The organism is Magnetofaba australis IT-1, assembly GCF_002109495.1.
Taxonomy (GTDB): Bacteria; Pseudomonadota; Magnetococcia; order Magnetococcales; family Magnetococcaceae; genus Magnetofaba; species Magnetofaba australis.
Genome location: NZ_LVJN01000012.1, coordinates 1 through 23,990, shown reverse-complemented (window position 1 = coordinate 23,990; position 23,990 = coordinate 1). Strand labels below are relative to the sequence as shown.

Genomic DNA, 23,990 nt, shown 5'->3' with positions numbered 1-23,990 from the left:
TGCCATGCCCAGCGAAATGAACCGGTCCGGGCCGTTCTGCCTGGATCCGGAAGCCATCGGCGCGTTCGCGGTCAACACCCCGTTCCTGCTGGAGCACGAGGGCGCGGTGAAGATGCTCTTCATCGCCTCGCTCACCGGCGACGACCACGAACGCAACTACGATCTGTGGCTCATGCCGGGGAAGAATGCCCAGCCCCGAAAGGTGCTCTCCTTCCACGACTGCGTCCACAACCCCTGGGTGGTGCGGGAGGACGGCTTCTTCCGGCTCTACATCACCGTGATGGAGAACGCCCACGACCCGGCCCGCTACCGCTCCAGCATCCGCACCTTCACCTCCACGGATCTGGTGAACTGGCGGCACGAGGCGGAGGTGATCGCCGGCAACGCCACCTTCCCCGAGGTGGAGGGCGTGTCGGTGATCAAACGGGAGGATGGCCGGTACGTGGGCTATTTCACCGTGGCCGCCGCCGGGGACAAGGAGCACCCGCGCTTCTCCGAGAACTACACCGTCTTCTACGCCCTCTCCGACGACGGCATCCGCTTCGGCGAATGGCAGTGGCCGGAGGGGATGGAGCCGGTGGCAGGCGAATCGGATCGGGGGCTCTACAAGCCCAACATCTACCGGGTCGGGCCATCGGACTACGCCTGTTTCGTCTCGGTGGTGCCCTGGCTGCACCGCTTCCATCAGATGGTCTACCGCAGCCGGGATCTGCACCGCTGGGAGAAGCTGGGACCATGGCTGCCGCCCAACCCGGAGCCCGGCACCACCCATGCGCTGAAGGCGACCCTGTTCCGGGGCCATCTCACCTATGCCCTGCGGGATCAGCGGTTCCGCACTTGGATCCGCACCGTGCCCATCGACCTGACCGCCCTGTGCCCCGATTGGAAGCGGTACCACCAACCGTTCCGTCTGTAAGGAGACCGAAATGGCCCTCTACTTCAATGACAACATCCGCAACAACATGCTCAACACCCTGCGCAACTACATCAGCGGCTGGTGCTACGTCTACTCCGGGACCAAGCCGCCCAACTCGGACTACCCCGCGCCACCCACATATCTGGTGCGCTTCCAGATGCAGTTCTCCAACGCCTCCGGAGGCAAAATGTCCCTGAGCAACGCCCCGGTGGCCGGAGAGGTGGTCTCCACCGGCACGGCGACCTGGTTCCGGATCGACAACGGCAGCTACAAGCTGGACGGCAGCATCACCACCGAAGGGGGCGGCGGGGACGCCATCCTCGACAACGTCAACCTCACCGCCGGGGAGATGGTCACCCTGAAGAAGATGGACTTCTCCATTCCCAACCCGGCCTGATCCCCGCCGGATTCCTGCCCCGTGGCCATCCAACGGCAGGTGACGTGCGCCTGGAGCCTGGAGGTAGCCCGGGGTGCGTCCGCCGCATGGGACATCCAGGCCGCTGGTGCGTTGGCGGCAGATTGGGCAATGGGTCTGGAGAACCAAGCCATCGCGCCATGGTCGATTCAGGTTGCCGCTGAGCGGTCCGCCGACTGGTCCATCGAAGCCGCTGCCGGGATCATCTCGCCCTGGGCCAGCCACGTTTCCGCCGGGACGAACGCCTCCTGGTCCATCCATGCCGCTGCGTCCCTGACGGCCCGTCATGATCTGGTCGAGTTTGCCCGGGCGGGCATCACCGATGCGTGGGCGCTGGAAACCAGCCGCATTCTCCCGGCGGACTGGTCCCTGTCGGTTGCTGGCAGTCTGGCCGCTCCCTGGGCGGTCGAGACATCCCAGCGGCATTCGAGCGGCTGGGGCATCCGGGCCGAACGACAGGTCGGAGACGGATGGAGCATCGCCGTTGGCAGGGCTTTGCGGGTTTCCCATGACCTGGGCCAGTTCGCCGAAGCCAGGCTGAACACCCCCTGGTCTTTGGCAGTGGCCGGTGGCATCCATGCCCCCTGGGCGTTCGCCGTTTCCAATGTCCGGGCCGATTCCTGGTCCATCTGGATCGGCTCCAGCCTTACCACGCCGGCAGCCATGGAGGTTTCCGGAAGCCTCGCAGCCTTCTGGCCGATCCAGGTCACCGCTCGCCTGGGCGGGGAACCCTCGCTGCTGGTCTCCCGCCAGCTCTCCGGCACCTTCGACTACCTGCCGGCGGCTCTCACCTTCGATCAGCCGCTGCCGCTGACCTTCGACTCCGCCCTTGCCGTCTCCCAGGTGATGAGCGGGGATGGCATTCTGCCATTGGACTTCTCCGGTCGGTTCATCGCCACCGTCTGGACCGCCACCTTCGATCAGCCACTGCCGCTGACGCTGGATGCCCGAATCCAGGCCGATGCCCGCCGCCTCACCGCTGACAATCCATTCCCCATCGGCTTCGACGCTGCCATTGCCGCCGATGCCCGGGAGATGCGGGGCGAAGGCGTGCTCCCCATCGCCGTGGATGCCTCCATTGCGGCGGACGCCAGATCCTTGTGGATCACCGGCGAACTCCCCATTCAGGTGGATGCGATTCTCGCGCCGGATGCCCGCGATCTTCTGGCCGAGGGAGAACTGCTCATCGGCCTGGAAGCCGACATGCGCCGTGTTGCATGGCAGTTGGCGGCGGACTTGGGCCTGCCCATCGGCGTCGATTCGGTTCTGGCCAACGGCACCAAGTCGTTCCGTGTCCAGGAGATCGCGCTGCCCCTGGTCCTGGATGCCCGGGCCCAGGCCGACGCCCGCTCCATGACGGGGAACGCCATCGTCACCATCGAGGCGGCTGGCCATATCTCCTTCGCGCCGCGCTCCCGGCAGGTGGCGGCGGGTTATGACATCCTCTTTCCCGCCCAACGGGATCTGGATGCCGGCTACGCCTTCGGGGACTTCGGCGAACGCTGGCTTTCGGCGCAGTGGGGCCTGCTGGTCCAGCGCCGTTTCGATGCGGTTTGGGATCTGGGGCAGTTTGTCCAGCCCCGGGGCCTGGAGGCCCCCTGGAAGATCGGTCTGTCCGCCGATCTCTCCGCCCGCTACGGGGCGCCCCTGACCAAAACCCTCACCACGCCCTTCCACGGCAGCGTCTCCCGCACCCTGGAGGGCCGCTTCGCTGTCATGGGGCCGGTCCATGGCGATCTGTCCGCCTGCTGGTCTGGAACCGAACCTACCACCAGCGCCCTGAACGCCGCCTTCGACCTCATGCCCATGAACCCGGTGGCGGACGGCCTCACCGCGTGGTGGGACCTGCTGGCCGACCAGCCGCCAATCCATGCCGGCAGCGGTGTTCGGGCCATTCATTTCGGGTTGCCCATATGAGCGTGCTCTCCGCGACCCTCGCCTTGGCCGAGGGGGACTACGCCTGGACCGGAACCATGGAGCTGGCCGACCCGGCCTCGTTCCAGCGCATCCGCATTGATGATCCCGTCACCCTGGAGTTGGGCGGGGAGTCGTTCGCCATGATGGTGGACAACAAGACCCTCTCCCGGGACGGAGTGAGCCGTCCGCGCCTGACCGTCTCCCTCATCAGCCCCACGGCCCGCTTCGCCACGCCCCGGGCCACGCCCATGGAACGAACCTGGGATACCGCCATCCGCGCCCGGGAGGCCGCCGAAGAGGTGGTGGGCGAAGCCATCCAGTGGGATCTGGTGGACTGGATCATCCCCGCCGGACGGCTCGCGGTCTATGATGCCGCACCGTTGGACGTGGTGCGCACCATCGCCGAGGCCGCAGGGGGTGTGGTGGAGACCACACCCGGTGGCGTGCTACGAGTCAGGCATCGTTTCCCGGTTGCGGTTCCCAAATGGGGCCGAGTCACTCCAAATCACATCCTTACCGACGCCGCCGACAATCTCTCCTGCCGGGAGTCCCACCGCGCCCGCCATCGGGTGAACCGGGTGACGGTGCGGGGGTGGCTGCCCAGCGGCGGGCATCTGTCGGCGGAGGTGGACCGGCGTGAGGACGGCCTCAACCGGGGCCGCACCAGTTTCCATTCCGGTGGCACCGCCCATCTGCTGGTGAACCACGGCTCGGAGACTGCCATCCAGGGCATCACCGCCTCTGCTGGCGCGCTTCTGACCAATGCCGATCAGTCCTTCACCGGTACCGAAGACGTCACCTTCGACGGAACCAACACCGCCACGCTCTCTCAGCCGGCCCGGGCCATCCAGTCGGTGATCTGGCTGGGCAACGACCTGGGCGCGCTCATCCTGGCCCCGGACGGCATGACGCTCCTGGCCAGCCGTTCTGGCGTCGCCATCGCCCGGGTCACCTTCAGCGTGCGCACCCGATCCTGGCGGCTCTCGGCCCCCAGCCGGGTGGCGGGGCTGGACTCCTTCCCGGTGCAGGTGCGCATCACAGGCACGTCCGGCGATTTGGTGGGCGACGGTGAGATCGTCTGTCAGCGGGGCGATGGGGAGTTCCCTGGCGAGGACATCTCCGACCCGCTCTTGGCCACCACCGAGGCGAAGCTCTCCCGGGGCCGGGCCGAGATCGACGCCGGGGAGGACCTTCAGGAGGTTTCGCTCACCTGCGTTCACCGGCCCGGGGTGAGCCCAGGACAGATCGTCGAGATCCACGACGCCCTGATGGGGCGCTCCTGGCGGGGCAAACTCACCGGCGTTGCCCACGAGGCCATCGGCCCCCGCATTACCACATCCCTGGAGGTTCAACGTGTCCCAGCCCGTTCATGACCTGCAACGCCTCATCGCCAGCCAGCAGCCCGTCTCCGGACGGGTGGTGGCCATTACCGGAGGCACGGTCCGTGTGGCCACCGCGCAGGGGGTGGTTGAGGTGTCTGGAGCCGGACTGTCCGTCGGGGATCAGGTGGTCGTGAAGAACGGCAAGGTGGACAAGATCCGGCAAAACGGCGCTGCAAACATTTTGTTCGTTTGACCCATTTCCACCCAAAGGCGTGCGCAGGCATGCCTCGCTCATCAGGAGAAAATACGATGGAAACCGAGGAAATCCTCAAGCTTCTTGGCTTCGTGGTCTCACTGGCCGGCGGGCTGTGGGGCGTCATGCGCTATCTGCTGGGCCGCATCGAGGCGCTGGATCAGTCTGTTGGGCAGAAGGTGGTGCGCATCCATGAGCGGATCGAAACCGTCCAGAAGGAATTCGTCCGCAAGGATGAACTCCTCCCGCACCTGGAGCGGATCGAGAAGGCGCAGGACCGGACCAATCAGCGCATCGACGAGTTGTTCCGTCAGGTCATGAAGTACCAGACCGAGAACCCCAGCTGCAAAAAAGCGCTTCCCTGAATCACCCCAACCCCCAATCACGGAGACATCCCATGTTGACTCTGCTCGGAAGCCTGTTGGGCTTCATCTCCAGCGCATTCCCCGAGATCCTGCGCATGTTCCGCGAACGCCAGGACCGCAACCACGAGTTGGCCATTCTGGATCGCCAGATGGATCAGCTCCGGCTCGGGCATCAGCAGCGTCTGGAGGAAATTCAGATCCAGGCGGATATCGAGGAAAGCAAGGCCCTGTACCAGACCGTTCAGCCCACGGGAGTGCGGTGGATCGATGGTCTGCGGGGTTCCGTGCGTCCCGTCATCACCTATGCCTTCTTCATGCTGTTCGTCGCCGTGAAGGGTGCGGCGCTGTGGTCCTTGGCCCAGCATGCGGACCTGTCGGTCGTGGAAGCGCTGCCGAAGATCTGGGATGAGGAGACGTCGGCCCTGTTCGCGGCGGTCATGTCCTTCTGGTTTGGACAGCGGGCGCTGACCAAGTTCCGGAAGGGGTGACGACATGCGCCACATCACCGAAGAGGGGCTGAACCTGATCAAGCGGTTCGAGGGGTTCAGCCCGACCGTCTACATCTGTCCCGCCGGCTGGCCCACCATCGGCTATGGGCATGTCGTTCGCCAGGGAGAAACGTTCGAGGAACCCATCTCCCGTCTTGATGCGGAGGTACTGCTCAAACAGGACGTGGCCTGGGCCGAACAGGCGGTCTTGCGCTTGGTCGACACCCCTCTGTCGGATGGCCAGTTCGACGCCCTGGTCTCCTTCACCTTCAACCTGGGTTCCGGGGCCTTGCAGCGCTCCACGCTCCGCCGCAAGGTCAACCGGGAAGAGCACGAGGATGTCCCCCGCGAATTCCTGCGCTGGGTCTGGGCCGGGGGGCGGAAATTGAAGGGGCTGATCCGCCGCCGTGAGGCGGAAGGCCTGCTGTACCAGTCCGCCTGATCATCTTTTCCGATTCCCCATCCACTTCTGCGATTTGATGCCACCCTTCCGAAGGTGAAGGGGCAGAATCATGGTGCCGATGGCCTGGGCCAGATTGTCCGAGACCGGTTGCCCGTCCGCCTGATGCTGCACGAGCCAATCCACGATCTCGGTTTTGGTTGCCGTGGGCTCACGGCCATCGACCCAAAAATGCGCCACGGCCTTGTTGATCAGCTCCAGGTGTTCCGTGGGAGCGCTCCGCAGGGCTGGCTTGCCACTCTTCCAGCGGCTTGCGGGAGATTCCTGCGCTCCAACCAGGGAAGGATCGGGCCACAGGCAGTGCAGGAGAGGTTCGGGAATCGCGACCTCGATGTACTGGCCGCCTCTGAAGGTCAACGTTCCCGTCCGCCAATCCACATTCCCCTCCAGCCAATGCTGGGCTGGGATGGAAGTCGGGTTGGCGGCGTGCATCTCCCAGGCTTCATCCGGATTGATGACCCGCCACTGCTGGCGAATGCGCTGGTCTGAAAATCTTCCCTTCGCCAACAGATCTCCCTGTCCCAACGCCTCCCGCAATTCCTGCCACGCCCGCTCTTCGGCTTTCACGCGCAGTTGCTCCGGGGACATTCCCCCAGGTGAAGCCTCGGGAGAACCCTCAGCCTGATCCTTGAACCGCCGCACCTGCTCGGCTGAAGGACCGTTGTAGGCGTCGAAGGCGATCCAGAACACCGCCTGTTTCAGTGAAACCAGCCGTGGCGGGTCAATGTCTCGTCGTGCGGGCATCCCTCATGTTCCTCCTCATGTCCTCATATCCCATCAATTCATTCCGCACCGCCGCCTGACAGCTTCAACGCGGGAACGGATAATCCATCACTTTTTCAATCAATTGACTCTGCCTTGAAGGCAGTCTCCCGGCATCGAAACCTTTTCCTTGCAGGGTTCCGATATTTTTCCCTTCCTCGACTTCCGGGATCCTGAAGACAGGATCAACGAATGTTTGGAGCCGTGCCATGATCAACACCATCCACCCCGACCAGATGCCACCCGACCAGCGCCTGGATGAGGTCGCCGCGATCCTCGCCGCCGGCGTCATTCGCTTACAACTCAAGAAGTCCGGAGAATCCGGGAAACCAGAGAGTTATTCCCTGGATAACGGCAACCAAACGAGCCCTCATGACACCGTCCACAATAACAGAATGGAGGAGTGAAATCATGACGGTGCTTGCAGAAATCGCTGGGCTGCCGAAAAAATCCACCCAGGAACTCAACCAACTCTGGCGCAGCCTGTTCGAAGCCGACCCGCCCCAAGCCGGGAAGCACTACCTGGTCCGGCGTCTGGCGTGGCGCATCCAGGAGCTGGCCCATGGCGGGCTGTCCCAGACGGCGGAAACCATCCTCGATGGCCTGGCCAGGGGGGAGGCGGTTCAAAAGCCGATCAGCACCCTGCGCGCCGACACGGCCCTGCCTGCCCCAGGGGCGCGGTTGATCCGTGAATGGAAGGGCGTCGAGCATGTGGTGACAATCCTGGAGGTGGGCTTCGAATACCAGGGCCGGAAATACCGCAGCCTGTCCGGCGTGGCCAAGGCCATCACCGGCACCCACTGGTCGGGGCCGCTGTTCTTCGGCCTGCGGAAGGGTGGCAAGCCATGAGCCGCAAAACCGCCATCGACACCACGGCCAAGGTTCCCTGCGCCGTCTACACCCGCAAATCCACCGACGAGGGGCTGGACCAGGAGTTCAACTCCCTGGAGGCGCAACGGGAAGCCTGTCTGGCGTACATCACCAGCCAGAAGGCGGAAGGGTGGATTCCGGTTTCCGACCACTACGACGATCCGGCCTATTCCGGCGGCAACACCAACCGCCCGGCGTTGAAACGCCTCATGGCTGACATCGAGTCCGGCAAGGTGAAATGCGTGGTAGTCTACAAGATCGACCGGCTTTCCCGCTCCCTGGCCGATTTCACCCGGCTGATGGAGACCTTCGAGCGCCACGGCATCACCTTCACCAGCGTCACCCAGTCGTTCAACACCGCCACCTCCATGGGGCGGCTGACGCTGAACATTCTTTTGAGTTTTGCCCAGTTCGAAAGAGAGACCACGGCAGACCGCATCCGCGACAAGTATGCCGCATCCCGCCAGAAGGGCCTCTGGATGGGCGGCCACCCCCCGTTGGGATACGACATCCGCAGCAGGGAACTGGTGATCAATCGGGATGAATCCGAACAGGTGCGCTACATCTTCCGCCGCTTCGCCGAGTGCGGATCGCCGACCCAGGTGGTGCGGGATCTGCGCGCCGCCGGCATCCAGAACAAAAGCTGGACCACGGCTTCCGGGGTGCATCGTCCGGGCAAGCCGATCCACAAGGCGGCGCTGTACCGCATCCTCAAGAACCGGGTCTACCTGGGGGAGGCGACCTACAAGGGGGAGTCGTTCCCCGGCAGACACAAGCCCATCATCACCCAGGAGCTTTGGGATCGGGTCCACGGCCTCATCGATGAGCACCGGCGGGACCGGACGACATTGCCCAGGGGGCAGACGCCGTTTCCCCTCAAGGGGCTGGTGCGCTGCGGCCACTGCGACATGGCCATGAAACCGACCCACTCCCGCAAGAAGGGGCAGATCCAGTACCGCTATTACATCTGCATCAACGCCGCCCGGGCCGGTCACGACCAATGCCGGCTGCCCAGCGTGCCGGCGGCGGAGTTGGAGCGGCTGGTTCTGGACCATGTCCGCCGGCTCATTCAGACGCCGGAAGTGGTCGCCAAAGCCCTTCAGCAGGTCAAGCGGAACGGCGCGAAGCGCCCGGATCGCACGGTCATCAAGCAACTGACCAGCCTGGATCCGGTGTGGGAGGAGCTTTTCCCCTTGGAGCAGAATCGGCTGCTCAAACTGCTGGTGGAATCCATGGTGGTCACCACCACCGGCATCGACCTGCGCCTGCGGGTGGACGGCCTGGGTGCGCTGGTGGATGAACTGGTCAACGAGGAAGAGAGGAACGTGGCATGAGAACGCGATTGTCCGACGACGGAACTATCCTCCACATTCACATCCCCATGGCGCTCCGGCGGCGCGGCGGCAAGAAGGTCATCGTCACCTCGGGAGCCGCCAGGACGGGCGACGAACCGGACCGGTTCCATGACGACCCGGTGGTGCGCGCCCTGGCCAAGGCCCGCCGCTGGCAGAGTATGCTGGAGAACGGCGCAGCGGCCACCATCAAGGACCTGGCCCGCCAGGAGGGGGTGGACAAATCCTTCATGGCCCGCACCCTGCGCCTGAATTCTCTGGCTCCAGAGATTGTCGAGTCCATTCTTGATGGGTCTTATCCCGACACCATCAGCCTGGAGTCGCTTAGGAGCCCATTTTCGTTGGTTTGGAAAGATCAAAAGGAGTATTTCTTCTAGGTTTTGAGATTCCAAGCCCGATAGAGCAAAGGCACCACCACCAATCCAAACAACGCTGAGCTGACCGAGCCAAAAATCAGGGCGATGGCCAAGCCGCCGAAAACCGGATCCGGCACCATGATGGCGGTCCCCAGAACGATGGCCAGGGTGGTCAACAAAATGGGCCGCAGACGAACGGCTCCTGCTTCCAGGGCAGAAGCGTCCGGCTCAAACCCCTTTTTGCGATACTCCCGGGCGAAATCGATGATCAACAGGGAGTTGCGCACCACCACGCCGGCCAGGGCGATCACCCCCACCATGGAGGCGGCGGAAAAGGATTGCCCCAGCAACCAATGGCCGGGAAAAACGCCGATGAAGGCCAGTGGCACCACCGTCATGGCCAGAATGGGGAGCCGAAACCGGCGGTAATAGCCCACCAACAGAAAAAAGACCGCCGCCAACGCCATGCCGAGAGCAAGTCCCATGTCCCGGAAAGCATCCAGCGTCAGGCGCAGTTCACCCTCCCACAACAAACGGTAGCCTTCGAGAATCTCGGGGCGGACGGGGTTGAAGCGCAGATTGCCCGTTTCAAGGATTTCACCCTGTTCCAACTTCATGCCATCCAGACGACGGTCCAGATCCAGCACCGCGTAGACCGGGGCCGAGGCGGCCAGCTCCCCCCCCACCAGAACCACGCGCTCTCCGTTCTTGTGATGGATGGGGCGTGGCACGCTTGTCATGGACACGTCCACCAGTTCGGATAGGGGAATGCGCCGACCCTCCGGCCCATCGATAAAGGCCCGCTCCAGCATATCGGGGTCAACACGATGCCGCCGGGGAATATGCAAACGGATCGGCACCGGCTCGCGTTCTTCGCCCGGGTGCAGATGGGCCAGGGTTCCTCCCGCCAACATCATAGTCAGGGCATCACCCACCTGAGCGGCAGTCAAACCGGCCATGGCGATCCGGTTACGGCGCAGGGAAAAGCGGTACTCCTTGACATCGAACGGCATGCTGGCCCACACCTCGGCCATGTCCCATGTGTTCCGGAATGCCTCCACCACCCGTTTTCCCAGCCGTTCCAACCGGTCGATATCCGGGCCGTACAGTTCCGCCAGCACCGTCGCCCGCACGGGGGGGCCGGGGGGATCCTCCACCAGTTGAATGATGCCTCCGGGGTAACGGGCCGCAATGCGGGCCACCGGCTCCCGCAGCGCCTGAACGATTTCGATGGAGGTGCGGTCCCGGCTCCCCTTGTCGGTCAGGTTGACCCGGACCTCAGCAAATTGTGGCCCGATATTGCCGCCGCTTCCCTTGAGCTGGCCATTGAAGTCAATCACCGCAGGAAAACCAACATGGGTCTGGAGGTTGCGCACCTCTGGATGAACCCGCAGTAGTGCTTCCACCTCCCGGGCCGCCCGGTCGGTGATTTCCAGTGGCGTAGTTTCCGGAAGATGGATATGCACCAGGAAGGTGTTTTTGTCATCTTTGGGCAGAAAGGCCAGAGGAATTCCCAGAGGGGAGACTTCCCCGGCAATCCCCTGGGGCCGCACGAACTGCCAGGCCGGTTGCAACAGGGCCAGCACCAACAGGCCGAAGATGCCCAGGTAGACCAGCCAGCGTGTCACCCCATGGTTCAACAGATGCAGCATGAAGCCACGATAGCCCCGCTCCAACCAGCCGTGGCTTTCCCCGGCCTCCCCACCATCGGTCTTCATGAACCCCCGGGCAAGCCATGGCATCATGCTGTAGGCGATGATCAGGGAGGCGATCATCGCCACCGGCACGTTGAAGGTGATGGGCATGAAATACTGCCCCAGCATGCCACTGACCAGGGTCAGGGAAAGAAAGACCAGCACCACGGTGAAGGTGGCCAGCGTGGTGGGGTTGCCGATCTCGTGGGTGGCGGTGACCGCCGCCGCGATGCGCTGCTCGTTGGTGGCTTTCAGAGGTAGGCCATGGAAGTGCCTGTGGGTGTTTTCCGCTACCACGATGGCGTCATCCACCAGCATGCCCAGGGCCAGGATCAGGGCGTAGAGGGTGATGCGGTTGAGCGTCGGCCCCGCCAGCAGGTCCATTCCCATCACCACGGCGAAAACCAGCGGAATGGTGATGGCCACCATGGCCGCTGCTCGGAATCCCAAAAACAGCCAGAGCACCAGGGTCACCGCGCCGATGGCGATGAAGAGATGTTCCACCAGGATGGTCACAGTCCGGTCCGCTTTGTGGCCATCGTCCCGGGTGATCTCCTGATGCACCCCGGGGGGCAGGAACCCTTTTTCCATAGTGGCCAGCCGCTGGCGCAACGCGGCGGTCAGGTCCACCGCATTGACTCCGGGGCGTTTGGCGATGGCCACCGTGACGGCCGCCATGCCCGCACCATCCATCTCAATCGAACGGCTGTCCGCAGCGCCGTAAAGGAAACGGGTCAAGCTGTCAGGCTCTTCAGTGGGACCATCCACTACATCAGCGATATCTTCCACCCGAACCAGACCGCCATCGAACCGGCCCACAACGATCCGCGCCACATCTTGGACTGAGGCCAGGCGGGACGACAGCCGCAGTGAATGGTTTTCCCCAACATGGACTCGATGATCAATGGGTCGATAGTGATCCGCAGCCCCCAGGGCCGCCACCAGTCCATTCAGCGTCATGCCGGATGCCTGCAGGCGCTCCGGCGTGGTTTCAATCCGCACCTCACGACTGCGCCCGCCGACGATCCGGCCACGCCCGACGCCGGGGGTTGACCGCAACCGTTCCAAGACTCGCTGGGCCATGCGGCGCAAGGCATGGTCGTCATGGGATGCCGAGGCCAGCGTTACGGTGAAGACCGGAACATCGTCCACGTCGATACGCCGGATGCGCGGCTCTCCCGCTCCGGGGGGCAAAGAGTAGCCCAGCACTCGGTCATAGAGGCGGACCAGAGACCTCTCAGGATCCTGTCCCACGCGGAATTCCACCATCACCTGGGCCGCGCCATCGAGGGCGACCCCGTGGATATTCTTCACCCCATCGATAGCCGCCAGTTCGGCTTCCAGAGGGGAGAGCAGCAGGTGTTCAACCTCGGTGGGGGAATGGCCGGGGAATGCGATGGCCACCTCGGCGGCGGGGACGATGATCTGGGGGTTTTCCTCCCGTGGCGTGAAGGTCAGGCCGATCACGCCAAACAGCAGTATCGCCACAGCCATCAGAGGGGTCAGACGTGAAGCGACAAAGGCCCGCGCCAAACGGCCCGGCCAGTTGAGACGCTCCGGCATCATGGCATCGCCATCCGATCACCGTCACGGAGCAGCCTGGGAGGATCGACGACCAACTCTTCATCCCCATTCAACCCGGAATGGATCTCGACCTGTCCGTCGGCCAGATTTCTCCCTGTTCGTACGGCACGGAAACGCAAGGTCCCGTCCGCCGTTTGTTGGAAACAGCCCGTCACCCCCGCTCGCAGGGTGAGCGTTGCCTTGGGAACGACCATACCGTCATCATGCCCAACCGTCAGATGAAGCGTGCCGAACGTGCCGGAGGGGATGGTCAACGCCTCGGGCAGTATCGCCCGGACCAACCCCGTTCCTGAATTGGGATCAACCACCTCCACGACATGGCTCACTATGGCGCGGATCCATTCCGTCCCGCCGTCCAGCCGGATCATGACCGACCCAGCCGGAGCCAAATGCCCGAGAAATCGGCGTGGCAGCCGTGTTTCGAATTCCTGTTGCCCGACACGTTCCAGGTGGAGAAGAGGCGCTCCCACCGTGGCCAAGGCTCCCGGATCAACCGAACGGCCTGTGATGCGTGCCTTGAATGGTGAAACCATACGGATATAGACCCGTTCGGCCTTGAGCGACCTAAGCACCGCTGTGGCGCGTTCTACCTCCACCCGGGCCAGATCAAGGCGCAATCGGCTTTTCTCCAGCCGCTCCCGGGAGCCGGTCTGCTTTTCAAGCAAGGCCTGATACTTGGCCACATCCCGCCGGGCATCCTCCATATCCAGACGGGCCGCCGCCAATGCCGCTTCCGCTTCGGCAATGCTCCTTTCGATCTGGGTGTCATCCAGGGCAACCAGCAATGCGCCTTTCTCCACCACATCCCCGATCTCCACCGCGACCTGTTCCACAAAACCGGTGATGCGCGAGGCTACGGCAATGGACTCTCTGGCCATGACATGACCGGGGGATTCATAAACAAGAGGAATGGCCCGCCTCTCCACGGTGGCAAGCGCCAACCCACGCCAAATCCGGTCAGGCCCCACCTCTGGTCCGGTTGCCCAAACAGGCGCAGTCACCGCGAACAGGATGATCGAGACCAAGCCCCATGTTCGACTGGAAGTCATGGTTTGGCACACCCCCCCATGCCATGCAGCAGGATGGTGGTGACATGCCCGGCAATGACGGAAGGATCGTCGTGTTCCACACGACCGCCCGGGAGAAATTTGCGGATGGGGCCGGTCTCCAGGTGATAGAGCACCAGCCCCGCCATGGATATGGCCAGCAGGTGGGCATCGCAGCCGGGGGAAACCGAAGCGGCCAATTCGGCCAGACCGTTGAACTGGTCCTTGAACACTTTCTCAGCCAAAACTTTCAATCGCGCTTCGTCGCCATCCATCAGCTCCCGTTGCAGCAGCAGGCGGAAATTGCGGTCCCGGCTCATCAGCTCGGTAAAGCGGAAAATCAATCGGCGCAACCGATCCTGAGGCGTTCCCGGTTCCGACAGGGCCTGCGCCATGCCTTCCGCCTTGTCGGCGAAGGCAAGGGCCATGGCCCCCAGATGCAGGGCTTCCTTGTTGGGAAAGTGGTGGTAGATGGTCGCCGCACGGATCCCCACGGCCTGGGCGATCTCCCGCATGGAAACGCCTGCATAGCCTTTTTCCGCGAACAGCGGAATAGCGTGCTCGAGGATGGAGAGCGCGGTTTCCGAGAACTCCTTGGGATTGTTCAATATGGTCACAGCAACCTCTCTATCTAACGTTCGTTAGAGATTCTGCCCAATCGTTTTCTTCTTGTCAAACAGTCGGTGGAAATAGCACAAAGACACCAATCCTCTAACTTGAGGGTCAACCTTTCAGCGCGGGTTCGTCTCTGCCCCCATTCCATCGAATGGAGGTCAAAACAGCCGAAAAATCGGCAGCGTCAGAATATGCTGTTTTTGCATAGGAAACTGCCCATTTTGAAATCCGTGGTCGGATGGGCAAAAGTCCACGGGCAGAGAGAGAAAGAGAGGATATGGGGCCGGAATCGGGCCTACTGGGCGTTGCCCCGACCACGGCGGGAAACCGGACCCTGGGAGGCACTCCCCGTAACCGTTGGATTTGTTGGGGAATTTTGAACCAAAAAGGCCGCCCGGTTGGGCGGCCTTTGAAGGGAGAATTCCCTTTAAAATCAATTTGGTGGAGCCGAAGGGAGTCGAACCCTCGACCTCTAGAGTGCGATTCTAGCGCTCTCCCAACTGAGCTACGGCCCCATTTCCCGTTCAGTGAATCCCCTTATACTGTCTGAAGGGAGTGGTTTTGGCAAGAGGAAAAAATCAGAACCCCGATTTTGATTAAATAATGTAGGACTGCGCCTGATTCTTCAGGAACGCGGCGTACTTGCGGTCCTCAATGAGAATGTGGCGCACGATCCAATCCTTGAAGAAGCTGTTGAAGCCTTCATCCATGCGGAACTCATGCGCTGCAAGGCGCTCTTTTTCCGCATGCACCTGACGAATGAGGCTCTCGTGGCGCGCCTGATGCTCCCGGCGATGCTGGAAGCCCACCTGACGCAACATCGCCTCTTCATTGGCAAAGTGCTCAATGCTTAAGCTGATCAGCGCATCGAGCCGCTCTTCGCGTTGGGCGGCGGTGGCGTCGCCGTTCAGGGAAGCTTCAGAGAACTTCTCCCCCAGTTCGAACAGTTTGATGTGCTGCGCATCCATCTCCGGCACGTCCAGGGCGTATTCATTGCGCCAGTTGAACACGCTGTCGTTCTCATCGTCCATCTTCGAGAGCAGCTGCATGCGGCGTTCAAACGCCTCAAACAGTTTCCAGCGCACGATGGGCGCATCACGCAGCAGTCCGCCGGGAATCAGGTAGCACTCGGTCTCCTCGGCGGCAATAAAGGTGAAGATGGAGCTGGTGTCGAAAATCGCGCTCTCTTCGCCAAAGAAGTCGCCCGGCTTGAGGGTCTCGGCGTGGATCTCGCCCAACTTGCAGGTGATGGAGCCGGACTTGATCAGATAGAGCATGCGGCCATCGGCATGGCGGAAGTCGTGGCCGCGGGCGTAGTTCTCCGAGCCCATGGCTTGGGTGATGCGGTTCTGCGTGGCCTGTCCAATGCTCTCGCTGAACAGCCGGGTCTTCTCCAGGAAGTTGCGGTAGATGCGCAACCGATCCAGATCCTCGCGCAGATGGTTGATCTCCACAAAGCGGCTGAACAGTTCGGTGGGGATCTTCAGCGCCTGCACAAAGCTGGTGGCGCGATAGGTGCGGGTGGAGCCTTGATCATGCAGACAGGGCTGCTCGCCGATGAGGGTGCCGGCGTAGACCTGGGAGCGCAGGTTGGCCTCGGCGTCGATCACCTCCACGTTGCCGGTGAGCACCAGATAGAGATCCGTGGGCTTGGCCCCGGCTTTGAGGATGATGCTCTCCGGGTTGAGCAGCGCGGTGTCGTTATTGAGCAGCATGCGCAGCTGGTGTAGCGGCGCGGTGGGCAGGTGCGAGCGCAGGAAGTGGAACGCCACCCGCAGGATATAGTCCTGGCAGGCGGGAATCAGCACCTCGGTGGCGCCAAAGGGGGCGCCGGAGCCGATCTCCTTCTCATGGTCGGTCAGATCCCGCGCCATGTGTGAGATGATGATTTTGCCCGACTCATCGTCGGTGAAATCTTCGGCCTGACCATGAATCATGCCGCCGCCGCAGTCGATCTTCTTGACGTCGGTGCGGGTCAGGTAGGTCCGGCTCACCTCATCGTACATCTGCTGGCTGACGCCGGGCTTCTCCGGGTCGTCGGTGACCATATCCTTGAGTACGCTCAACGCCACGATGTCGGCAAAGTGAGCGTAGGAGCGGTAGCCATCCTCCCACAAAGTGCGGAACTGGAAGATGCTGGTCTCCACCGGGTGGGGCGAAAACTGCGGCTTGACCTCCAGCCCTTCGATATTGTTCCAGGCGTCATAGGCCAGATCGTGCACCTCGAAGTAGTGGGCGAAGTTCTGCTCGTCGATGGAGAGCAGCGCCGCCAGCTTCTTGGACACCGAGACGCGCACCAGCGGCGTGGCGTAGTACTTCAAACGCCGGTCGGCGCGAATCAGGCTGGCCAAGCCAGCAAAGTGGTCATCATGGGAGTGGGTGTGGAAGATCCCCTCGATCTCATTGATGCCGATGCCCAGGGAGATCAGGCTGTTTTCGATGCTGGGGCCGGCGTCGATCAGATAGATCTTGCCCTGGAACATCAGAATGCTGGACATGCTGGGGCGGTTGACGTCCCAGCCGTCGCCATTGCCCGAATGCACCACCGAGAAGTATTCGCGGCGAATCTGATGGTAGCCCAGGGGGTAGGGGGACTCATAGCGCTCCAGCGGGGCCAGATTGAGGTCGACGGTGACCGAGTGCCCTTTAAAACGAATCTCGAAGACGTTGACCTGCAGACGGCGAATGGTGACGCCGTTCTTGATCTCCACCTCCTGCCCTTCAATGAAGAGCGTGTCGAGAAACTCATCGCTGTGGCGAATTTTGCCAAACGCAAAGCTGAGTTTCATGCGGATCATCGCCCGCGCCTGCTCGGGAGAGGCGCCCGCTTCAATCAACTCCTGCTCGTTGTGCAGGCCGTAGTTGCCGCGATAGATATAGCGCATCTGCGCGGTGACCTGATCGCGGTGACCGATCAGGCGCGGCTTCTCGCCGGTGTTGCGCGGATGGTTGGGGATGATCATGCCCTGGCGGTAGAGCATCTGCAGTACGGGGAACTCGGCCATATTGGAGAATTGACCGTTTTGCAGCAGCACGTCCGACAGCAGGATGGTGTTGGGACCGGTTTCAAAAGGGACGCCATTATCCTCGGCGGGCACCACCAAGCCGCGTTTCATCAAGTGCTTGATGCTGTCAGCCGGACAGCCGCACAGCATGTACAGGTTGGCTTCCGGCGCTTCAACCCAGCAAATGCCGCGGGCGACGTCCACTTTCGTAATCGGTTTCATGCGTTCCTCGATAAATTGACGCGCAACGCGCAATGTCGGACGAATTTTGCCCTGCGCTCTGGCGCTGCCCCAACCAAATTGGGGCGGTGCGGCTGAATCATGCCTATTTACAAATACTCCCGATTATTCGCACCTAATGGGGCAGTTGCAATCCTGTTCTGTGTTTGTTGCGAAAGTGTGAAGTCTAAGTTTATGGAATATTGCAGGTTATATTTTTTTGAGAAGACGGGGTTTTTGCAGGGGCGGATCAGGTGGAAGGCGGGCACGCTTGCTTTTGCAGGATTTGAGCGCGGTTTTATCTTCTCTTCCCCCTTTCTTTTTGAGAAATTCTTTCAACTTGCCATGGCGACCGGTGTACACTGTTGGCGCCTCAATTGAATCAATTTGTTATCCAATTCCCCGAACTTCTGACGAGGATGTGGCGCGCGCGATATGTCCATTCGCAAGCAATTGACTCTTTTTGTGTTTTGTCTGCTTCTGCTGGTCGGGCTGGGTCTGAGTTTGGTGGCCGGCGAGCTGTCGCTGATGGCCTGGGCTCTGCTGGCGGCGCTGTTGGGCGCATTGGCGCAGTGGGTGTTCCTGGGCGGCATTATGCGTCAAATCTCCTTGGTGAACGGCCAATTGGCCAAGCTTGCCTCGGGGGATTTGAGTCAGCGCGCCAACGCCAACCGCGCCAAGGCGGAGATGCGCGGCGTGGTGGGCGCCATGAACGCCCTGACCGGCGCGCTGGCGCGCACCCTCAATGGCGTGATTTTGCAGTCGGATAGCGTTGCGGCTTCGGTGCGTCAGCTTACTTTGGTGAAAAAGGCGCTGGTGAGCGACGCCCAGAATGCGCGCAATTTGACCGAAAAGGTGGTGACCAACAACGACACCCTGGGTCGAGAGATCGATGACATCAAGGATTCGGTGAGTCAGGCCAGCGCCAACATCGACGTGATTTCGCAATCCGCCGACACCCTCTCGGAAGCCATTGGCGGCATTGCTGATGAGGCCAGCGCCGCTTCGGGGGTGGTCAATGACATGGCGCAAGCGGCCGACGGCATGCGCAATAACGTGGGGCGCGTCAATGCGCGCTTGACCCAGGTAAGTGATTCAGCCAAAGAGACCGCCGACGCCATCGGTCAGTTGACCGGCGCCTTGGGCGGCATCCGTCAGCAGTGTCAGCGCGCTAGTGAGAAAGCCGCTCAAGCCGACGCCCGCGCAGGGGAGGCGATGGCGGTGATGCAGCGTCTGGCGACCTCGGCCAGTAAAATTGGCGATGTGGTGGAGTTGATCAACAATATCGCCGACCAGACCAACATGCTGGCCTTCAACGCCGCCATTGAGGCGGCGGGCGCCGGTGAGTCGGGCAAGGGGTTTGCAGTGGTGGCCGCCGAGGTCAAGGCGTTGGCTGGCCAGGTGGCCAGCGCCACCGACGTGATTGTGGAGCATATTGAAGAGATTCGCGGTCAAGCGAGCGACGCGTCCCATGCGGCGCAGGAGATCTCCCATGTCATCGACGCGGTGAGCGACGCCAACCACGAGATCGTTCTGGCGGTGGATGAGCAGACCGAGATTGTGGGCGGCATCTCGCAGAGCATGAATGGCGTCTCCGAGGCGGTGACGGCGGTGACTCAGCGCGCCGCAGAGATGGCGCACGCCGCCGAAGAGGTGGCGCGAGGGGCCGCTGATGCGGCCAACGGCGCCAATAATATCGCCCGCGCCGCCGAAGCGGCCACGGCGGAGGCGGAGGAGTCAGCCAAACAGGCTGCGGACGCCAAATCCTTCGCTCTGTCCATTCTCAGCTCTTCCGAACGCACCCGCAAAGCGTCTCAGAATGTGCGTATTGAGGCCGATCAGGCGTTTGAACTGGTCAATCGCATGCATGGGGTGGCGGCGGGGGAGTTGGGCATTCTCACCGATATCGTGCACGCCACCAGCGACGCGCTGAGCGTGGTGCGCACCGGCTTGTATGTGGGCGAACCGCCATTCGACGCCCTGGCGGTGAAAGAGGCGCACCTGGCTTGGCTCAACCGTTTGCAGCGGGCGCTCAATGGATGCGAAACGCTGCGTCCCGAGGATGTGAGCGCGGCGCGGGATTGCGCCTTTGGCCAGTGGTATTACGGTGAAGGGCAGCAGTTTGCCAAGTTGGGCAAGTTCGCTGAACTCGGCACGGTGCATGAGAAGGTGCACGAAACCGCGCGGGAGGTCTCCGCCTTGATCGTTTCCGGGGAGTTGGCTCAGGCGCAGGAGCGTTTCGCCCAATTCAATGATCTGCGCGCGCGTCTGTTCGTGCTGCTGGATGAGGTCTATCTTGAGAGCATGTTGGGGCCCGACGCCACCCCGGTGGTGCTGTGGGACGCCGCCAGTATGACGGTGGGCCATGAGGCGATCGATAAAGATCACAAGCGTATGGTGGATATGATCAACAACCTCAACTCCGCCATGTTGTCGGGAGGCGGACGATCGGTGCTGGCGGAGGTGTTGGAGCAGTTGAGCGGTTATGTGACCGAGCACTTCGCCCGTGAGGAGGCGGTGCTGCGTCAGATCAACTACCCCGATGCCGACAAGCATGCCCGCAGCCACGCCAAACTCAATGCCGAGCTGCACAATATAATGGTCAAATACGAGGGCAAAGGCAGTAGCGTCATGCGTGAGGTGATGGCCTTCCTGCGCGACTGGCTGGTGCACCATATCCAAAAAGAGGATCGCGCCTTCGCGCCCTATATCGAACAGGCCAAGAAACGATAATTGACCCGCTGCGCCTCATCTTATGATCTCTGCTGACCGCCCCGCCGCCATCATTATTCGCCGTCCCGACGACATGCATCTGCATCTGCGCGATGGCGCCATGTTGCTCGCCGTGGCGGGCCAGAGCGCATGGGCCGGGCGCGCCGTGGTCATGCCCAATCTGAGCCCGCCGGTCACCACGGTGGCGCAGGCGTTGGCCTATCGTCAGCGCATCCTGACGGCGCTTCCTCCCGGCGCCGAATTCGATCCGCGCATGGCGGTCTATCTGACTGAGCGCACGCCTGTTGATGAGATCGACCGCATCGCCGATGCGCCTCAGATCGCCTGCGTCAAATACTACCCGGCGGGAGCCACCACCAACGCTGAACTCGGGGTGGGCGATTGGCGCCGGGTGATCCCGCTGTTGGAGCGCATGGCCCAGCGTGGGGTGATTCTCTCGGTGCATGGCGAGGTCTCTGATGCCGATGTGGACCCGTTTGACCGGGAGACGCTGTTTGTCGAGCGCATTTTGTCTCCCATGATGGCGCAACTGCCAACATTGAAAATCGTCCTGGAGCACATCTCCAGCGCAGCGGCGGCGACGTTTGTGCGTCAGGCGCCCTCGACCCTGGCGGCCAGCGTGACGCCGCATCACCTGTCCTTCAATCGTTCGCTGTGGGCGGGCGGACGGCTCAACCCCCACGGCTACTGTCACCCGGTGATCAAACGCGAGTCGGACCGTTTGGCGCTGGTCGCCGCGGTGACCGGAGAGGACGCCCCACGTTTTTTTCTGGGCACGGACAGCGCGCCGCATCCACGCAGCGCCAAGGCCTGCGACCGCGCGGCGGCGGGGGTGTTCAGCGCGCCTGCGGCGCTGCCGCTGACGGCGCAAGTGTTCGCCGAGGCGGGCGCGTTGGACAAATTAAGCGCGTTCGTAGGCGAGAATGGCGCGCGTTTCTATGGCTGGTCGGCGCTGTCCAGTCGCGTCACGTTGGCGCGTGAAGCGCACCGCATTGCGGATTCTGTTCCCGTGGGCGATGATCCGGCGCAGGCTGTCACTCCGCTGTGCGCCGGACAGACGCTCAACTGGCGCGTGCTCTGATTTCCTTTAAACTGTTGCTGCGACTCTCCTATGGTTCCCGTCAATATCATCACCGGTTATCTGGGGGTGGGCAAAACCACCGTGATCCGCAACCTGTTGGCGCAGGCCAAGCCGGGGCAGCCGTGGGCGGTGCTGGTCAATGAGTTTGGCGATGTAGCCATTGATCAAGGCGCCATGGGGCAGGGGAGCAGTGGGGGCGTCGCCATTCGTGAAGTGGCGGGGGGCTGCATCTGCTGTACGCTGGGCGGCGAGATGGACGCCGCCATCGGCCAGATTCTGGACCAGGTCAAACCCGCCCGTCTGTTGGTGGAACCCACCGGGTTGGGGCATCCGGGCGGTGTGATCGAGGCGCTGACCCAGCCCAAGTATTTCACGCGGCTACGCATGGGCAATGTGCTGTGTCTGGTGGATCCCCGGCGTCTTGCCGATCCGCAATTGGCCGGGCAGAAGACCTTTCGCGACCAAGCCTCCATCGCCGATATCCTGCTGGCGGCCAAGGCGGATCGCTGTGAGGAGGCGGATCTGGCGGCGTTTCACGCCTTCGCCGACGGACTGTTCCCGCCCAAATTGACCCGCGCCGAAGTCTATGAAGGACGACTGGATGCGGGGTTTCTGGATCTGAAAGGGCGCTCCCGCCGCGACGTCACCGCCCTGCGCGCCATGGCGGCGGAGTCGGGGCATGCTCATGTCCATGACGCGCCGCATGCGCGTCTGCAAGCCGCCGATCCCACCCCGGACGCGCCTACGCGGCTGCTCAGTCAGGGGTTGGGGCACGCTGGGTGCGGCTGGATCTTCCATGCCGACAACATGTTCTCCGAAAGACCGCTCGTTGACCTGCTGCGCGGCGTCGAGCGGGTGCTGGGGACGCGCCCGGCGCGTCTGAAGGGGATCTTTCGCGTCGGGCCCACGCGGCGGGTGCTGATCAATCGCGTGGGCGATGAGTTCGACGTGGATGATTCGGTGGCCTACTGGCGCGATAGTCGGGTGGAGGTGATTGCGCCGGAGTTGGGCGCGCGGCCCGATTGGGACGCGTTGGAAAAAGAGATGTGCGCGATTCGGTGGGGCTAGCGTTGACGCCGCGCGCTGCGGACGCTATGATGCGCCCTCCTGTACTGAATTTAGTCGCCGCCGCGCCGCTTTAGCGCGTGGCGCGCGGTCGCCCGTTTATGGGCGGCGTTGATGGTCAGGCCTTGCGCGACGAATGCCCGCCAACCCCGTCAGGCCCGGAAGGGAGCAGCGGTAACGGGACTGTTCGTGCGCCGCAATTCGTTTGACCGGAGCCGCCCTCCCTTTCCCACACTTCGCACAGCCGGGGGGATTCAGGCGCCATGTCCTCTTATGTGGTTCTGGCGCGCAAATGGCGCCCCCGCCACTTCGCCGATCTGATCGGACAAGAGCACGCGGTGCGCGCGCTCAAAAACGCGCTGACCCAAGGCAGACTCCCGCAAGCGTTTCTGTTTACCGGCATCCGTGGGGTGGGCAAGACCACTCTGGCGCGGCTGGTGGCCATGTGTCTCAACTGTGAGACCGGCGTGACCGCCGACCCGTGTGGCCAGTGTGACGCCTGCCGCGGCATCGCAGCAGGCAACCACCCGGATGTGCTGGAGGTGGACGCCGCCTCGCGCACCGGCGTCGATGACATGCGCGAACTGCTCGACGGGGTGGGGTATCAACCCAGCGGCCGCTTCCGCATCTACACCCTGGACGAAACCCACATGCTCTCCAAGGGCGCCTTCAACGCCCTGCTCAAAACCCTGGAAGAGCCGCCGTCCCACGTCAAATTCATCTTCGCCACCACCGAAGTGCGCAAGATTCTGCCCACCATCATCAGCCGCTGCCAGCGCTATGATCTCAAGCGCGTGCCGCTGGAGACCCTGAGCGGCTATCTGGGCGAGATTCTGCAAAAAGAGTCGGTCGAAGGGGACGAGGCGGGCGTCGAAGCGGTGGCCCGCGCCGCTGACGGTTCGGTGCGCGATGCGCTGTCGCTGCTGGATCAGGCCATTGTGCACGGCGCGGGCGCGGTGCGCTTCGATACGGTTAAACAGATTCTCGGCCTGACCGACCAACACGCCATGGATCAACTCTGCGCCGAGCTGCTGGGCGGCGCCGGGGCGGGGCTGCTGCAGCGGCTGCGCAGTTTCCATGAGCTGGGGGTGGAGCCGCTGCGCATTGTGGATGATCTGTTGGAGCGTCTGCACGGCGGCGCCCGCGCCCGGGTGGTGGGGATTGAGGCGGTATTCGGCGCTCAGGCTCATGCCGATTTTGTGGCGCGACTGGAGAGCGTGTCGCTGGAGCATCTGCAGATGCTCTATCAGACGCTGTTGCGCGGCCGCGCCGATCTCAATTTGGCGGTGGACCCGCAACAGGCGCTGGAGATGCTGCTGCTGCGCGCCGCGCATTTGCGCCCCACGCCGCCATTGGCGAAAATCATCGAAGCGATGGAGGCGCGCGCGCCGCAACCGGAGGCGCCGTCGCAACCTGCGGCGCCGTCCGCGCCGCAGCAGTCGGCTGCGCGGGAGTCGGAGAGCGCCGCGCCC

At 62.8% G+C, this 23,990-nt stretch carries 22 protein-coding genes, 1 tRNA gene and 1 other RNA gene; 17 read left to right on the top strand and 7 right to left on the bottom strand.

Annotated features, from left to right (window positions below; translation table 11 throughout):
- The first annotated feature begins 4 nt into the window (after nucleotides 1-4).
- From MAIT1_RS01120 to MAIT1_RS01085, 8 genes are all read left to right on the top strand, one after another.
- Nucleotides 5-916 (top strand): glycoside hydrolase family protein, encoded by a 912-nt coding sequence (locus MAIT1_RS01120; RefSeq protein WP_085440180.1) that lies wholly within the window; start codon nucleotides 5-7, stop codon nucleotides 914-916.
- A 10-nt stretch (nucleotides 917-926) separates the two neighbouring features.
- Nucleotides 927-1,313 carry a hypothetical protein gene (locus MAIT1_RS01115; protein WP_085440179.1) on the top strand — a complete coding sequence of 129 codons (387 nt, stop codon included), beginning with the start codon at nucleotides 927-929 and terminating at the stop codon, nucleotides 1,311-1,313.
- A 129-nt stretch (nucleotides 1,314-1,442) separates the two neighbouring features.
- Nucleotides 1,443-3,248: a hypothetical protein gene (locus MAIT1_RS01110; protein WP_085440178.1), complete on the top strand. Its 1,806-nt coding sequence runs from the start codon at nucleotides 1,443-1,445 to the stop codon at nucleotides 3,246-3,248.
- Nucleotides 3,245-4,621: a hypothetical protein gene (locus tag MAIT1_RS01105; RefSeq protein WP_085440177.1), complete on the top strand. Its 1,377-nt coding sequence runs from the start codon at nucleotides 3,245-3,247 to the stop codon at nucleotides 4,619-4,621. Before MAIT1_RS01110 ends, MAIT1_RS01105 begins: the two co-directional genes overlap by 4 nt.
- Entirely contained in the window at nucleotides 4,602-4,823 is a 222-nt protein-coding gene (locus MAIT1_RS01100) for a hypothetical protein (RefSeq protein WP_085440176.1), read from the top strand. Before MAIT1_RS01105 ends, MAIT1_RS01100 begins: the two co-directional genes overlap by 20 nt.
- 56 nt (nucleotides 4,824-4,879) lie before the next feature.
- Nucleotides 4,880-5,188: a hypothetical protein gene (locus MAIT1_RS01095; protein ID WP_085440175.1), complete on the top strand. Its 309-nt coding sequence runs from the start codon at nucleotides 4,880-4,882 to the stop codon at nucleotides 5,186-5,188.
- A gap of 32 nt (nucleotides 5,189-5,220) precedes the next feature.
- Nucleotides 5,221-5,676: a hypothetical protein gene (locus MAIT1_RS01090; RefSeq protein ID WP_198947763.1), complete on the top strand. Its 456-nt coding sequence runs from the start codon at nucleotides 5,221-5,223 to the stop codon at nucleotides 5,674-5,676.
- 4 nt (nucleotides 5,677-5,680) lie between these two features.
- On the top strand, nucleotides 5,681-6,118 hold the full coding sequence (locus MAIT1_RS01085) for a lysozyme (RefSeq protein ID WP_085440174.1): 438 nt from the start codon (nucleotides 5,681-5,683) through the stop codon (nucleotides 6,116-6,118).
- On the opposite strand, the gene MAIT1_RS01080 is transcribed toward MAIT1_RS01085, so the two are convergent.
- Nucleotides 6,119-6,880 carry a hypothetical protein gene (locus MAIT1_RS01080; protein ID WP_085440173.1) on the bottom strand — a complete coding sequence of 254 codons (762 nt, stop codon included), beginning with the start codon at nucleotides 6,878-6,880 and terminating at the stop codon, nucleotides 6,119-6,121.
- A 64-nt stretch (nucleotides 6,881-6,944) separates the two neighbouring features.
- Nucleotides 6,945-7,109 (bottom strand): hypothetical protein, encoded by a 165-nt coding sequence (locus MAIT1_RS21730; protein WP_158089242.1) that lies wholly within the window; start codon nucleotides 7,107-7,109, stop codon nucleotides 6,945-6,947.
- Here MAIT1_RS21730 and MAIT1_RS01075 point away from each other — a divergent pair.
- From MAIT1_RS01075 to MAIT1_RS01060, 4 genes are read left to right on the top strand one after another with little or no spacing between them, the layout of a single operon-like run.
- A complete protein-coding gene (locus MAIT1_RS01075) occupies nucleotides 7,108-7,305 on the top strand; it encodes a hypothetical protein (protein ID WP_085440172.1) in 198 nt (65 codons plus the stop codon). The two genes, MAIT1_RS21730 and MAIT1_RS01075, sit on opposite strands and share 2 nt — an antisense overlap.
- 4 nt (nucleotides 7,306-7,309) lie before the next feature.
- Nucleotides 7,310-7,747 carry a DUF2924 domain-containing protein gene (locus MAIT1_RS01070; protein ID WP_085440171.1) on the top strand — a complete coding sequence of 146 codons (438 nt, stop codon included), beginning with the start codon at nucleotides 7,310-7,312 and terminating at the stop codon, nucleotides 7,745-7,747.
- A complete protein-coding gene (locus tag MAIT1_RS01065; RefSeq protein ID WP_085440170.1) occupies nucleotides 7,744-9,102 on the top strand; it encodes a recombinase family protein in 1,359 nt (452 codons plus the stop codon). The genes MAIT1_RS01070 and MAIT1_RS01065 overlap by 4 nt, the downstream gene beginning before the upstream one ends.
- Nucleotides 9,099-9,497, top strand: a complete 399-nt coding sequence (locus tag MAIT1_RS01060; RefSeq protein ID WP_085440169.1) for a hypothetical protein — start codon at nucleotides 9,099-9,101, stop codon at nucleotides 9,495-9,497. The genes MAIT1_RS01065 and MAIT1_RS01060 overlap by 4 nt, the downstream gene beginning before the upstream one ends.
- On the opposite strand, the gene MAIT1_RS01055 is transcribed toward MAIT1_RS01060, so the two are convergent.
- The 5 genes from MAIT1_RS01055 to MAIT1_RS01035 all read right to left on the bottom strand — a co-directional run bounded on the left by MAIT1_RS01055 (nucleotide 9,494) and on the right by MAIT1_RS01035 (nucleotide 17,642).
- Nucleotides 9,494-12,736 carry an efflux RND transporter permease subunit gene (locus tag MAIT1_RS01055; protein ID WP_085440168.1) on the bottom strand — a complete coding sequence of 1,081 codons (3,243 nt, stop codon included), beginning with the start codon at nucleotides 12,734-12,736 and terminating at the stop codon, nucleotides 9,494-9,496. The two genes, MAIT1_RS01060 and MAIT1_RS01055, sit on opposite strands and share 4 nt — an antisense overlap.
- Nucleotides 12,733-13,695, bottom strand: coding sequence for an efflux RND transporter periplasmic adaptor subunit (locus MAIT1_RS01050; RefSeq protein WP_158089241.1), 963 nt, complete (start codon nucleotides 13,693-13,695; stop codon nucleotides 12,733-12,735). The genes MAIT1_RS01055 and MAIT1_RS01050 overlap by 4 nt, the downstream gene beginning before the upstream one ends.
- A 104-nt stretch (nucleotides 13,696-13,799) precedes the next feature.
- Nucleotides 13,800-14,417: a TetR/AcrR family transcriptional regulator gene (locus MAIT1_RS01045; RefSeq protein ID WP_085440166.1), complete on the bottom strand. Its 618-nt coding sequence runs from the start codon at nucleotides 14,415-14,417 to the stop codon at nucleotides 13,800-13,802.
- A 437-nt stretch (nucleotides 14,418-14,854) separates the two neighbouring features.
- A tRNA-Ala gene (locus MAIT1_RS01040) sits at nucleotides 14,855-14,930 on the bottom strand.
- Nucleotides 14,931-15,011: 81 nt separating this feature from the next.
- A complete protein-coding gene (locus MAIT1_RS01035) occupies nucleotides 15,012-17,642 on the bottom strand; it encodes a bacteriohemerythrin (protein WP_085440165.1) in 2,631 nt (876 codons plus the stop codon).
- 432 nt (nucleotides 17,643-18,074) lie between these two features.
- Here MAIT1_RS01035 and MAIT1_RS01025 point away from each other — a divergent pair, with 432 nt between their 5' ends.
- The 5 genes from MAIT1_RS01025 to dnaX form a co-directional block, all read left to right on the top strand.
- Nucleotides 18,075-20,372, top strand: a complete 2,298-nt coding sequence (locus MAIT1_RS01025) for a bacteriohemerythrin (protein ID WP_085440163.1) — start codon at nucleotides 18,075-18,077, stop codon at nucleotides 20,370-20,372.
- A 22-nt stretch (nucleotides 20,373-20,394) separates the two neighbouring features.
- Nucleotides 20,395-21,453 (top strand): dihydroorotase, encoded by a 1,059-nt coding sequence (pyrC, locus tag MAIT1_RS01020; RefSeq protein ID WP_085440162.1) that lies wholly within the window; start codon nucleotides 20,395-20,397, stop codon nucleotides 21,451-21,453.
- A 30-nt stretch (nucleotides 21,454-21,483) separates the two neighbouring features.
- Nucleotides 21,484-22,521 carry a CobW family GTP-binding protein gene (locus MAIT1_RS01015; RefSeq protein WP_085440161.1) on the top strand — a complete coding sequence of 346 codons (1,038 nt, stop codon included), beginning with the start codon at nucleotides 21,484-21,486 and terminating at the stop codon, nucleotides 22,519-22,521.
- A gap of 113 nt (nucleotides 22,522-22,634) precedes the next feature.
- An RNA gene (ffs, locus tag MAIT1_RS01010) (signal recognition particle sRNA small type) lies at nucleotides 22,635-22,732 on the top strand.
- 49 nt (nucleotides 22,733-22,781) lie between these two features.
- A partial coding sequence (dnaX, locus tag MAIT1_RS01005; RefSeq protein WP_085440160.1) for a DNA polymerase III subunit gamma/tau occupies nucleotides 22,782-23,990 on the top strand: 1,209 nt, incomplete at its 3' end.